Raw genomic sequence first — 12,950 nt, 5'->3', positions numbered from 1 at the left:
GCGGACGCGCCGTATGAGTGTGGCTGAAAGCGAAGTGACGGCAGGGCGCGGCGGCGCCCGCGCCGTTGCCGTGGCCTCATCAATCGCCCGGTTCCTGGTCATCGCGATAACGACCTATCTCGGTCTGCTCGCCGTGACCTTCTTCATCGGCCGCGTGATCCCGATCGACCCGGTGCTGGCGGTGCTCGGCGACCGAGCGCCGGCCAATGTCGTCGAACGCACGCGCCGCGAAATGGGCCTCGACCTGCCGCTGGTCGAGCAGTTCTACATCTATGTCAAACATGCGCTGAACGGTGATTTCGGCACCTCGGTGCTGACCACCAATCCGGTGATGACCGATATTCGCCGCGCCTTTCCCGCGACGCTCGAACTGGCGACACTGGGGACACTGATCGGTTCGGTGATCGGCGTGCCGCTCGGCGTGCTGGCCGCGGTGCGGCGCGGCAGCATCATCGACCAGGTCGTGCGCATCATCGGCCTTGTCGGCTATTCCGTGCCGATCTTCTGGCTGGGGCTGCTGGCGCTGGTGCTGTTCTATGCCAAGTTGCAGTGGGTCGCCTTTCCCGGCCGCCTCGATGTCGTCTACGAATACACGTTCACGCCGATTACCGGCTTTTACCTGCTGGATGCACTCTGGCAACGGCAGTGGGACGTATTTGCCGATGCCTTCCGCCACATCATCCTGCCTGCCTCGCTGCTCGGCTATTTCTCGCTCGCCTACATCAGCCGCATGACGCGCTCCTTCATGCTGAACGAACTCACCCAGGAATACATCGTCGCGGCGCGCGCCAAGGGCCTGTCGGAAACGCGCATCATCTGGGGTCATGCGCTGCGCAACGCCGCGGTGCCGATGGTTACGGTGATCGCTCTGTCCTATGCCGGGCTGCTCGAAGGCTCGGTGCTGACCGAGACGGTGTTTTCGTGGCCGGGCATCGGCCTCTACATCACCAACTCGCTGCAGAATGCCGACATGAATGCCGTGCTCGGCGGCACCATCATCATCGGCTCGGTCTTCATCGCCATCAACCTATTCTCCGACCTGCTCTACCGGGTGCTCGACCCAAGGACCAAGGCAGCATGAGCAGAGGTATCGCACTTTCGCGCTTTGCTGCGGCCAATCACCCCCACTCCGGCCCTTCGGGCCACCTCTCCGCCTGCCCGGGGGAGAGGAAAAGCTGGTCGCACGCGTGGCGCCTTTCCTCTCCCCCGTCGAACGGGGGAGAGGTGGTCTGCGAAGCAGACCGGAGTAGGGGTCGACAGCTTCAAGAGGCATCGTCATGACCGCCTCCCACGCCGGGGCCCTCTCCCGCCGCGACTGGCTGCTCAGCGAGCGGCCGGCGTCGCGCGTGCAGGCAAGGCTCGGCCGCGCCTATGTGGCCTGGCGGCGCTTCTCCGCCAACCGGCTGGCGTTTCTCGGCCTGCTCATCATCATCGCCCTGTTGTTGGTCGCAGCCTTCGCCGATGTGCTGGCGCCCTATTCGCCGACATTCGGCGACCTCAAGGGCTCGCGGCTGCTGGCGCCAAGTGCGGCGCACTGGTTCGGCACCGACGATCTCGGCCGCGATATCTATTCGCGCATCATCTTCGGCTCGCGCTGGACACTGTACGTCGTTGTTCTGGTTGCCATCATCGCCGCGCCCATCGGCTTGCTGGTTGGCACCGTCGCCGGTTACTCCGGCGGCTGGACCGATGCGATCCTGATGCGCATCACCGACATCTTTCTCGCCTTTCCGAAGCTGATCCTGGCGCTGGCCTTTGTTGCCGCGCTCGGCCCCGGCATCGAAAACGCCGTGCTTGCCATCGCCATCACCTCGTGGCCGCCCTATGCCCGCATCGCGCGCGCCGAAACGCTGACCGTGCGCAATTCCGATTATATCAAGGCGGTGCAGCTGATGGGCGCCTCGCCGTTCCGCATCGTGCTTCGCCACATAATGCCGCTCTGCATCTCCTCGCTGATCATCAGGGTGACGCTCGACATGGCCGGCATCATCCTGACCGCCGCCGGTCTCGGCTTCCTCGGCCTCGGCGCGCAGCCGCCGCTGCCGGAATGGGGCGCGATGATCGCGTCGGGCCGCCGCTTCGTGCTCGACCAGTGGTGGGTGGCGGGCGCGCCGGGCTTTGCCATCCTCATCGTCAGCCTCGGCTTCAACCTGCTCGGCGACGGCCTGCGCGACGCGCTCGATCCCCGAAGCGGTGACCAATGAGCACGCTTCTCGAAGTCGACGACCTGCGCGTCACCTTCCCGACGCGCACCGGCCTGATCGAGGCAGTGCGCGGCGTCTCCTTCTCGCTCGGCCGCGAGCGGCTCGGCATCGTCGGCGAGAGCGGTTCGGGCAAGTCGCAGACCGGCCGCGCCATCATGGGCGTCACCCCGCCGCAGGCCGAGGTGACCGCGAAGACGCTTGCTTTCGACGGCATCGACCTGCTGGCCGCCTCGCCGCGCGAGCGGCGAGCGCTGCGCGGCAAGCGTATCGCCATGATCCTGCAGGATCCGAAATATTCGCTCGACCCGGTGATGAGTATCGGCCGCCAGATAGTCGAGACGCTGCGTACGCATGAGAAAGTCTCCAGGGCCGAAGCCCGCGACCGCGCGCTGGCCATGCTGGAGGCTGTGCAGATCCGCGATCCGGCCCGTGTCTTCGACCTGCATCCGCACGAGGTTTCCGGCGGCATGGGCCAGCGCGCCATGATCGCCATGATGCTGATCGCCGGGCCGGAAATGATGATCGCCGACGAGCCGACCTCGGCACTTGACGTCACCGTGCAGCTCGACGTGCTCGGCATCCTCGACCGGCTGGTCAGCGAGCGCGGCATGGGGCTGATCTTCATCTCGCACGATCTACGCCTGGTCTCGTCCTTCTGCGATCGTGTCATCGTCATGTATGCCGGTAAGGTGGTCGAACAGCTCAAGGCCTCGGAACTCGGCCGCGCCCAGCATCCCTATACGCGCGGCCTGCTCAACTGCATGCCGAAGATCGGCGCCGACCGCCACCCGCTGCCGGTGCTCGACCGCAAGCCGGAGTGGGCGGCATGACGGCAGCCCTTTCCGTCGACAGGCTGGAGGTGATGTTCGACCGCTTCCGCGCGCTGAAAGGCGTCAGCCTCGAGGTGCAATCCGGTGAATCGTTCGGCCTCGTCGGCGAGTCCGGCTCCGGCAAGTCGACGTTGCTCAGGGCAATCGCCGGCCTGGCGCCTGCCGCATCGGGCACCATTACCGTCAACGGCAAAACGCTCGGCGCGCGCCGCGACAAGGCGTTTTATCGCGAGGTACAGATGGTGTTCCAGGACCCGTACGGCTCGCTGCACCCGCGCCAGACCGTCGACCGCCTGCTGCAGGAGCCACTCGCCATCCACGGCTTCGCCGACGGCGAAAAGCGCATCCAGCGGGCGCTGGACGAGGTCGGCCTGGGCACCGGTTTCCGTTTTCGCTATTCGCATCAATTGTCCGGCGGCCAGCGCCAGCGCGTGGCGATCGCGCGCGCCCTGATCCTGGAACCATCGATCCTGCTGCTCGACGAGCCGACCTCGGCGCTCGACGCTTCGGTGCAGGCCGAGGTGCTGAACCTGCTGGAGGAGATCCGGCGCCGCCGCAAGCTGACCTTCCTGATGGTCAGCCACGACCTCGCCATCATCACCCACATGTGCGAGCGGCTGATGGTGATGCAGAACGGCGAAGCGGTCGAGCACCTCACCGCCGGCGATCTCGTCGAGCGCCGCGTCACCGAGGACTACACGCGCAATCTGCTTCGGGCGAGCGAAGGGTTTGTCAGGACGGCATGAGCGGCGGGCGTTCGGCTGCCGACACCGGCATCGGCAGGCCCAATCGCCCGGCGATGCTGCCAACTTGAGGAAAACCTGAAATAAGCCCAGAAGAGTCTCAACAGCCATCAAACGAGAGCGGGCGCTGGCCCGGTGAGGGATACGATGACAAATTCAGCCATTTCCGAACGCAAGAGCCAGTCGATTTCGCGCGGCGTCGGCATGACCACGCAGATCTATGCCGATCGCGCCGAAAACTCGGAGATCTGGGACGTCGAAGGCCGGCGCTATATCGATTTCTCGTCCGGCATCGCTGTCGTCAACACCGGCCACCGTCATCCGAAGGTGATCGAAGCGGTCAAGGCGCAGCTCGACCGCTTCACCCACACCTGCTACCAGGTCGTGCCCTATGAGAGCTATGTCAGGCTGGCCGAACGGCTCAACGGCATGCTGCCCGGCAAGTTCGACAAGAAGACGATCTTCGTCACCACCGGCGCCGAGGCGGTGGAGAATGCCATCAAGATTGCCCGCAACGCCACCGGCAGGCCGGCGGTCATCGCTTTTTCCGGCGGCTTTCACGGCCGCACCTTCATGGGCATGGCGCTGACCGGCAAGGTCGTGCCCTATAAGGTCGGCTTCGGCGCCATGCCGGCGGATGTCTTCCATGCGCCGTTCCCGGTGGCGCTGCACGGCGTGTCGGTCGCCGATTCGCTGGCTGCGCTCGACCGGCTGTTCAAGGCCGATGTCGATCCGGCCCGCGTCGCCGCGATCATCGTCGAGCCGGTGCAGGGCGAGGGCGGCTTCTACGAGGCGCCGCGCGATTTCATGACCGCATTGCGCAAGATCTGCGACCAGCACGGCATGCTGTTGGTCGCCGACGAAGTGCAGACCGGCTTTGCCCGCACCGGCAAGATGTTCGCCATGGACCACCACGAGGTGGCAGCCGACATCACCACCATGGCCAAGAGCCTGGCCGGCGGCTTCCCGCTGGCGGCGGTCACCGGGCGTGCCGAGATCATGGATGCGCCGAACCCCGGCGGGCTCGGCGGCACCTATGGTGGCAGCCCGATCGGCGTTGCCGCGGCGCATGCCGTGCTCGACGTCATCGACGAGGAGAAGCTCTGCGACCGTGCCAACACGCTGGGCAACCGTCTGAAGCAGCGTCTGCAATCGATCCGCGACGAGACGCCGGAGATCGTCGATATCAGAGGCCCCGGCTTCATGAACGCGGTCGAGTTCAACGACGTGAAGAAGGGCCTGCCGTCGCCGGAACTCGCCAATGCGGTCCGGGTGAAGGCGCTCGACAAGGGCCTGATCCTGCTGACCTGCGGCGTCTACGGCAACGTCATCCGCTTCCTCGCGCCGATCACCATCCAGGATGGCGTCATGAACGAGGCGCTCGACATCCTGGAAAGTTCGATCCGCGAGGCCCGCGCCGCCTGAGCTATCCGGCCGCTCTTGCGGGCTCTGCCTGCTGGAAGGCGACGAGCGCCGCCTTCAGCCCGTCGGGCCCGGTCGCGACAATCTGCGGCGACGGCGAAAAGCCGGCGCCGAGCATCTTGCGGCCAAGCATATGGTCGCCTGGCCGATTGACCGATTCGATGCCGAGCAGCCGGCTTCCGGCGTAGTGGTAGATCGAGAATTTGTTCTCGGCTACGTCGCCCAGCACGACATGGCTGTCGCCGCCCGCAATCAGGCCGACCATCTGCAGCTTCATGTCGCCGATATCGGACCAGAACCACGGCACCGCCGAGTAATTGTCGGCGTGGCCGACGACGGTGCGCGCGGCAAGCCGCGCCTGGTCAGTGGCGTTCTGTACCGATTCCAGCCGCACATCGCCGCCGGTGAACCAGTGCCGGTAGGAGGCGGCGTCGCCGATGGCGAGGATTTCCGGCACCGACGTGCGCATCTGCTTGTCGACGCGGATGCCGTTGGCGATGGCAATGCCGGCGGCTTCGGCCAATTCGACATTCGGCACGACGCCGATGCCGATGACGACCATCTGCGCCGGCAATCTTTCGCCGGATGAGGTGATAGCAGCCGAAATACGGCCGTTCTCACCCTCCAGCCGTTCGATGGTGGTGCCGGTAAGGATGCGCACACCGGTGGCTTCCAGCCGCTGGCGCACATGGCCGGCGATGACCGGCGCCACGGCGCGGCCGAGCAGCCGGTCGACCGCTTCGACCACCGCAACCTTGCGGCCGGCCGCGGTGAGCGTCGCGGCAATCTCCAGGCCGATGAAGCCGCCGCCGAGGATGACGACCTCCTCGCTTTGCGCGCTCAATTCGCGGATCAGGCGGGCATCGCCGAGCGAGCGCAGCGACACAACGCCGGAAAGCTCCGAACCCGGCAGCGGCAGCAGGCGCGGCCGCGCACCGGTGGCGAGGATCAGCCGGTCGAACGGCAGCACGCCACCGCCTGATATCTCCAGCCTGTGGCCGCCTGCGTCGATGCGCTCGATCCGGATGCCTGGCCGGAAGTCGATGGTGCTGCCGGTATAAAAAGCTTCGCCACGCAACGGCTGCGGCTTTGCTTGCTGATCCTTGATGAAGGTCTTCGACAGCGGCGGCTTGTGGTAGGGCAATTCGTTTTCGTCGCCGATCAGGATCACCGGGCCGTCATAGCCTTCTTCGCGCAGGCTGGCGGCCGCTTGCACGCCCGCATGACCCGCACCGACAATGACGACCCCGTTCTTCATAACAGCCCGATTCCTCATCCAAATCTAGGACGTCCCGCCAGGTGGCGATTGTCCGGCCCTCGCAAGAGCGCCGATCCGGGTCGCACCCGGAACGGCCGCCTGTCAACCGAGTCATGCGCCGGCATACCCTATACATCGGCGTTAAAGTTGACAGTTCTAGTTTAGAATAATTCTAAACTGTTGTTTCAATTGAATTTTTTCTACGCCCCCAGTTGACATGCGGTGTCTTCGCCGTTTTATGGAAGCTCGCGCGTCAGCGCATCCCTTTGATGTCTGGGCCTTGAACCCTTTCGATTGGAGGCATTTCGGTGTCTTTCTTCCGCGAACCGCGCGATGGCGCGACCCTTCTTTGCCCGCTGGCAATTGCCCGCCGCGGCACCGGCATTTCATTGATTCCCGAGGAGAGACAATCATGAGAACGATGATGACCGCGCGGTATGGCGGCAGGCTTGCGGCGATCAGCTCCACCGCCATGCTGACGGCGGCGGTGTTCGTGCTGCCGGCCAAGGCGCAAACCGATGCCAAGGCGGTCATCAAGACTTATTCCGACATCGCGCTCGCCAAATACGAGGATTCGCTGATCACGGCCGAGGCGCTCGACAAGGCTGTCGATGCACTGCTCGCCAAGCCATCTGCCGAAACGCTGAACGCCGCCCGCGAGGCGTGGAAGGCATCGCGCGTTCCCTATCAGCAGACCGAGGTCTATCGCTTCGGTAATGCCATCGTCGACGACTGGGAAGGCAAGGTGAACTCCTGGCCGCTCGACGAGGGCTTGATCGACTATGTCGCCAAGAGCTACGGCACCGAATCGGACGCCAACGCGCTCTACACCGCCAATGTGATCGCCAACAAGTCGATCGAGATCAACGGCAAGAAGGTCGACGCCACCAACCTGACGCCGGAGTTCCTCTCCGGCACACTGCAGGAGGCGGGCGGCATCGAGGCCAACGTGGCGACCGGCTATCACGCCATCGAATTCCTGCTTTGGGGGCAAGACCTGCACGGCACCGGTCCGGGCGCCGGCGAGCGGCCCTACACCGATTACGACCTCACCAATTGCACCGGCGGCAATTGCGACCGCCGGGCGCAGTACCTGAAATCGGCGAGCGACCTTCTGGTTTCCGATCTAAAGGATATGGTCGACGACTGGAAGGAAGGCGGCGCCGCCCGCAAGAACCTTGTCGATGGCGAGCCGAACGCCGCCATTTCGATCATCTTCACCGGCATGGGGTCGCTGTCCTATGGCGAGCTCGCTGGCGAGCGGATGAAGCTCGGCCTCTTGCTGCACGATCCGGAAGAGGAGCACGATTGCTTCTCCGACAACACCTACAACTCCCATCTTTATGACGCGATCGGCATCCGTGCCGCCTATCACGGCAGCTACACGCGGCTTGACGGCACGGTCGTCGAGGGGCCGTCGGTGGCCGACATGGTCAGGCAAGCCGATCCGGCGATCGACAAGGAATTGTCGGCTAAGCTGGACGTCACCATCGCCAAGATGGAGGCCATCAAGGCGCAGGCGCTTGCCGGCGAGGCCTACGACCAGCAGATCGGAGAAGGCAACACGGAAGGCAACGCCACCGTGCAGGCGGCGATCGACGCACTGGTCGATCAGACCAAGTCGATCGAACGCGGCGTCGGTACCCTGAAGCTCAATGCCATCGCCTTCGAGGGCTCGGACAGCCTCGATTCACCGGACAAGGTGTTCCAGTAAACTATCGAAACCACCAGCCACGCGGCGCAACGAAGCGCCGTTAGCCAGGGCGACAAATGCTGATCTGCCATTGCAACATCATCACCGAAAAGGAGATAGAGCAGACGATCGTCGGACTGCTGGATGAGGACCCCTGGCAGCTGATCGTGCCGGCGAAGGTCTATCATGCCATGCACAAGCGCGGTCGCTGTTGCGGCTGCTTCCCAAATGTGGTCGAAACGATCATTCGGGTCACCGAAAATTACCACGCCCGCTCGGCGGCGAGTGGCGTGGACATCGTTTCACACCTGGATCGCGTCAGAGGCCTGCGCGTCCAATACGGGAGCAGAACCCATGAAAGGCGAACAGCAGATCATAGAGCGGCTTAACGAGGCTCTGTTTCTGGAACTTGGGGCAGTCAATCAATACTGGGTGCATTTCCGGCTGCTGGAAGACTGGGGATACGCCAAGCTGGCGAAGAAGGAACGCGCTGAATCGATCGAGGAAATGCACCATGCCGACCGGCTCGTGGCGCGCATCATCTTCCTCGAGGGCCATCCAAACCTGCAGTCCGTGGCGCCGCTGCGCATCGGGCAGAATGTCAAGGAAGTGCTCGAATCCGATCTTGCCGGCGAATATGACGCGCGCACCGCCTACAAGCGTTCGCGCGAGGTTTGTAACGAAGCAGGCGACTACGTGACGATGAAGCTGTTCGAGGAATTGCTAGCTGACGAGGAAGGTCATATCGACTTCCTCGAAACGCAACTCGACCTGCTCGCCTCGATCGGCGAGGAAAAGTACGGCCAGCTCAACGCGGCGTCGGCCGACGAGGCGGAATAAGGATATGCGGGAATGCGGCGCCCCCTAGATTTCATGCGCCGCTTGCGGCCGGCCGAAGGTTGCGGCCTGCCGCCTCAGAAGAAGCCGCGATACGGTATCCTTCGCGGCGCCTTTCTTGCCGTGGTGGCGACGCTCACAGCCTCGGCGCTGGCCGGGGCGCCGCAACCGGCGGGGCTTGCCACCAGCCGCACGGATCTGACGCCGAAGGATCTGGCGCGCGTCGTCGCCATCACCAGGCCGGCCAGCGATTTCTCCAAGCCCGAGCAATTCGAGCTGATGCAGGGTGGCGCCGGCACCTCGAAGAAGGACGTCAACAAGGACGCCTTCTCGCAATCCTCTGCCAACATCAGCTTCGAGGAAGAGGGTACCTTCAAGCTCGGCAACGCCATTTTCCGCAAGAACTGGGTATCCTCGCCATCCTCGACACAGGCCTCTGATGGGCTCGGTCCGCTGTTCAACGAGCGCGCCTGCCAGAACTGTCATCTGAAGGACGGCCGCGGCCATCCACCTGAAGGCGACAGCGGCACCACGTCGATGTTCCTGCGTCTGGCAAGGGAAGCCAGTACCGAGGAGGAGAAAGCCGCGCTCGCCGATCACAAGGTGCTCAACTTCCCCGACCCGGTCTACGGCACGCAATTGCAGGAATTGGCCGTTCCCGGCCTGCAGGGCGAAGGCAGGATGCATGTCAATTATCAGGAGCAAAAAGTAAAACTGGCGGACGGCAGCACGGTGTCGCTGCGCAAGCCGAGCTATTCGGTCGACGGTCTCGCCTACGGGCCGCTCGGTCCACACACCACGCTGTCGCCGCGCATGACTCCGCCGATGATCGGCCTCGGCCTGGTCGAGCAGATCGCTCCTGCCGACATCCTTGCGCGTGCTGATGCGACCGACCGCGACGGTGACGGGATTTCCGGCAGGCCCAACATAATACGCGACGGCAGCAGCGGTGAACTGACGCTCGGCCGTTTCGGCTGGAAGGCGCAGGCGGCGTCGATCCGTCAGCAATCGGCGGACGCTTTTGCCGGCGATATCGGCATTTCGACGCCCGAAGTGCCGAAGCACTGGGGCGATTGCAGCGCCGCAGAAAAGACCTGCCGTGCCCTACCCAACGGTGTGCAGGAGCGCCTCGGTCCGGTCGAAGCTCCACCGCCGGTCATGGACCTCGTGACCTTCTATTCGCAAAACCTTGCCGTGCCGGCCCGGCGCGATCTCGACAGACCGGACGTGCTCGCCGGCAAAAAACTGTTCTACGATATGGGCTGCATCTCCTGCCATACGCCGAAATTCGTCACCCGTCGCGGCACCCCGAACAAGGCGCAGGCCTTCCAGCTGATCTGGCCTTATTCCGATTTCCTGCTGCATGACATGGGACCCGCCCTTGCCGACGGACAGGCGGTGGGCGAGGCCACGGGAAGCGAATGGCGCACGCCGCCGCTGTGGGGCATCGGACTCACCCAGACCGTCAGCGGCAGCACCTTCTTCCTGCATGACGGGCGCGCACGCAGCCTGGCCGAGGCGATTCTGTGGCATGGCGGCGAGGGCCAGAAGGCGCGTGACCGCTTTGCCGCTGCCGATGCGGCCGATCGCGCCGCGCTGATCAAGTTTCTGGAGTCGCTCTGATGCGGAAGCGTCTTGCACTCGCTCTGATGCTGGTCCTCGCCGGTGCGCTGCCGGCATCCGCGGCGGTGAAGGCTTCGGATGTGATCCAGCGGGCGATCGACGGCTTCGTCCGCCCGGCCTATGCCAGGCTGCATGACCATGCGGACAGCTTGACCGAGGCAATGCACACGCTTTGCCAGGCGCCCTCGCAAGACAATCTCGATGCGGCGCGCGCCGAATTCTCCGGTGTCGTGGATGCCTGGTCGGTGGTGGAAATCATCCGTTTCGGGCCGATCGCGGAAAACAACCGGCTTGAGCGCATGCTGTTTTGGCCGGACCGCAAGAGCATCGGCCTGAAGCAGGTGCAGGCAGCACTTGCCGGCAAGGATCCGACAGCCGCCGATCCGGCCCAGCTGGCGACAAAGAGCGTCGCCATGCAAGGGCTCGGCGCACTGGAATTCGTGCTCCATGGCGACGGCGCCGGTCAATTGGCCGGCAGGGACGACGCCTATCGCTGCGCCTATGGCGCGGCCATTGCCGGCAATATCGAGACGATCGCCGGCGAGGTCGCCGATGCCTGGACCAAGCCCGACGGCTTTGCCGCGCTCTGGGCCAATCCGGGTCCGCAGAACGCGCTCTACCACAACGGCACTGAAGCGGTGACCGAACTGGTCGGCGTCTTCATCAACGAGCTGGAAATGGTGCGCGATGTACGCTTGAAAGGCTTCCTGGGCGCCAAGCCGGAGGCCGACAAACCGAAACAGGCGATCTATTGGCGCTCGCAAAACACCGCCCGCTCGCTGACCGGGAATCTGGCGGGCATGGACGCGCTGTTCCAGGCCTCGCAGCTTGGCGACGCGCTGCCGCCCGATGCGCGCTGGATGGCGGAATCGGTCCACATCCAGCTCACCAACGGGATTGAGGCGGCCAAGGCGATCAGGGGTCCGATCGACAAGGCACTTGCCGATCCGGCGCTGCGCCAGGAGCTCGACTATTTCTCGCTGGTGACATCCAGCCTGACGACCCTGATCGGCACCAGGCTGACCGCCGAATTCGGCCTGACCGTCGGGTTCTCGTCACTGGATGGCGACTGATCATGAGGATGCCGCTGATCGATCGGCGCGATTTCCTGAGGGCGGCAGGCGCTGGTTTCGTCGCGGCGATGGCGCCATCGGCCTGGGCAAAGACACTCGACGCCGAGGCGGTGTTCGCCACCGCTTTCGTCAAGCGCGACGGCAGCTATGGCGCGGCCGTCCTGTCCGAGGCCGGCAAGTTGTTGCACACGATCGATCTGCCCGATCGGGGCCACGACGTTACCTTCGACCCGGTGTCTAAGCGTTCGGTGGTGTTTGCCAGGCAGCCGGGCACCTTTGCTGTCGTCTTCGACCATACCGGCCGCGATGAACCGCACACCATTGCCAGCGTTGCCGGCCGGCATTTCTTCGGCCATGGCGTGTTCTCGGCCGACGGTGCGCTGCTCTACGCCACCGAGAACGATTTCGACAATGCCGCCGGCGTCGTCGGCATCTATGACGCGCATGCGAAATTCAAGCGCATCGGCGAGGTCCCGACCTACGGCACAGGCCCGCACGAGCTTTTGCTGCTTTCGGATGGCAGGACGATTGCTGTGGCCAATGGCGGCATCGAGACGCATCCGGATTATGGCCGCGCCGAGCTCAACATCGCAACGATGAAGCCTTCCTATGTTCTGGTCGACCGCCTTACCGGTGATCTCACCGAAAAGCACGAATTGCCGCCGGCGCTGCACCAACTGTCGATCCGCCATATGGATGCCGACCGGTTCGGTACCGTCTGGTTCGGCTGTCAGTACAGGGGGCCGGGCACCGATCGTCCCCCGCTGGTCGGCCGCGCGCCGCGCGGCAAGGAACTGGAACTGCTCGACATGTCGCAGGACGTGCTCTCGGCCTTCAGGAACTATATCGGCTCGGTCGCCGCCAACCCTGCCGCCGGCACCATCGCCGTGTCTTCCCCTGAGGGGAATTCGCTTGCCGTGATCGATGCGGCCAGCGGCCGCATCGTCGCCACCAAGGCGCTGGTCGAGGTCTGCGGCGTTGCACCCGATGGGGAAAGCTTCATGGCGACGACCGGCGCCGGCGAAATCGTCGAGGCCGATAGCTCGATACGTTCCGAGCCGGACTATGTCTGGGACAATCACGTGCTGCGTATCGAGCAGGTCGGCTAGTCCCGATACTTATTGTGGCGATTGCGTGCGTCGAAACTTACATTCTTGGACCCGCGCCGAAGCCAAGTCGCCTGACGATTTATCCATTATTCCCTTGCGAGGATCAGCCCTGGCGGGCAGAGGGAAGCTGTTTTCGAAACTGTCTCAACCGGCCGCTT

At 64.2% G+C, this 12,950-nt stretch carries 12 protein-coding genes; 11 read left to right on the top strand and 1 reads right to left on the bottom strand.

All coding sequences use genetic code 11. The features are described 5' to 3' along the window. The first annotated feature begins 13 nt into the window (after window positions 1-13). The 5 genes from NKJ46_RS09495 (at window position 14) to NKJ46_RS09475 (ending at window position 5,202) form a co-directional block, all read left to right on the top strand. Window positions 14-1,081, top strand: coding sequence for an ABC transporter permease (locus NKJ46_RS09495; RefSeq protein WP_352664311.1), 1,068 nt, complete (start codon window positions 14-16; stop codon window positions 1,079-1,081). Between the two features lie 196 nt (window positions 1,082-1,277). Continuing rightward, on the top strand, window positions 1,278-2,204 hold the full coding sequence (gene nikC, locus NKJ46_RS09490; protein WP_352664309.1) for a nickel transporter permease: 927 nt from the start codon (window positions 1,278-1,280) through the stop codon (window positions 2,202-2,204). Then, a complete protein-coding gene (locus NKJ46_RS09485; protein WP_352664307.1) occupies window positions 2,201-3,034 on the top strand; it encodes an ABC transporter ATP-binding protein in 834 nt (277 codons plus the stop codon). The genes nikC and NKJ46_RS09485 overlap by 4 nt, the downstream gene beginning before the upstream one ends. Continuing rightward, the gene (locus NKJ46_RS09480) at window positions 3,031-3,780 is read left to right on the top strand and encodes an ABC transporter ATP-binding protein (RefSeq protein WP_352664305.1); all 750 of its coding nucleotides are present in this window, start codon (window positions 3,031-3,033) and stop codon (window positions 3,778-3,780) included. The genes NKJ46_RS09485 and NKJ46_RS09480 overlap by 4 nt, the downstream gene beginning before the upstream one ends. A gap of 144 nt (window positions 3,781-3,924) precedes the next feature. Then, window positions 3,925-5,202, top strand: coding sequence for a 4-aminobutyrate--2-oxoglutarate transaminase (locus NKJ46_RS09475; protein WP_352664303.1), 1,278 nt, complete (start codon window positions 3,925-3,927; stop codon window positions 5,200-5,202). Window position 5,203: 1 nt separating this feature from the next. On the opposite strand, the gene NKJ46_RS09470 is transcribed toward NKJ46_RS09475, so the two are convergent. Then, window positions 5,204-6,457 carry an NAD(P)/FAD-dependent oxidoreductase gene (locus NKJ46_RS09470; protein WP_352664301.1) on the bottom strand — a complete coding sequence of 418 codons (1,254 nt, stop codon included), beginning with the start codon at window positions 6,455-6,457 and terminating at the stop codon, window positions 5,204-5,206. Between the two features lie 424 nt (window positions 6,458-6,881). On the opposite strand from NKJ46_RS09470, the gene NKJ46_RS09465 reads away from it, so the two are divergent. From NKJ46_RS09465 to NKJ46_RS09440, 6 genes are read left to right on the top strand one after another with little or no spacing between them, the layout of a single operon-like run. Next, on the top strand, window positions 6,882-8,171 hold the full coding sequence (locus NKJ46_RS09465; protein ID WP_352664359.1) for an imelysin family protein: 1,290 nt from the start codon (window positions 6,882-6,884) through the stop codon (window positions 8,169-8,171). A 56-nt stretch (window positions 8,172-8,227) separates the two neighbouring features. Continuing rightward, on the top strand, window positions 8,228-8,539 hold the full coding sequence (locus NKJ46_RS09460) for a (2Fe-2S)-binding protein (RefSeq protein WP_023676882.1): 312 nt from the start codon (window positions 8,228-8,230) through the stop codon (window positions 8,537-8,539). Further along, window positions 8,505-8,990, top strand: coding sequence for a bacterioferritin (bfr, locus tag NKJ46_RS09455; RefSeq protein WP_023676883.1), 486 nt, complete (start codon window positions 8,505-8,507; stop codon window positions 8,988-8,990). The genes NKJ46_RS09460 and bfr overlap by 35 nt, the downstream gene beginning before the upstream one ends. Window positions 8,991-9,002: 12 nt before the next feature. Next, entirely contained in the window at window positions 9,003-10,610 is a 1,608-nt protein-coding gene (locus NKJ46_RS09450) for a di-heme oxidoreductase family protein (RefSeq protein ID WP_352664299.1), read from the top strand. Then, on the top strand, window positions 10,610-11,683 hold the full coding sequence (locus tag NKJ46_RS09445) for an imelysin family protein (protein ID WP_352664297.1): 1,074 nt from the start codon (window positions 10,610-10,612) through the stop codon (window positions 11,681-11,683). Before NKJ46_RS09450 ends, NKJ46_RS09445 begins: the two co-directional genes overlap by 1 nt. A gap of 2 nt (window positions 11,684-11,685) precedes the next feature. Next, window positions 11,686-12,792 (top strand): DUF1513 domain-containing protein, encoded by a 1,107-nt coding sequence (locus tag NKJ46_RS09440; protein WP_352664295.1) that lies wholly within the window; start codon window positions 11,686-11,688, stop codon window positions 12,790-12,792. Window positions 12,793-12,950: the final 158 nt, after the last annotated feature.

The organism is Mesorhizobium sp. M0166 (assembly GCF_040322255.1).
Taxonomy (GTDB): domain Bacteria; phylum Pseudomonadota; class Alphaproteobacteria; order Rhizobiales; family Rhizobiaceae; genus Mesorhizobium.
Note: the sequence above shows the minus strand (reverse complement) of the source record. Positions and strands in the feature narration are given on the sequence as shown.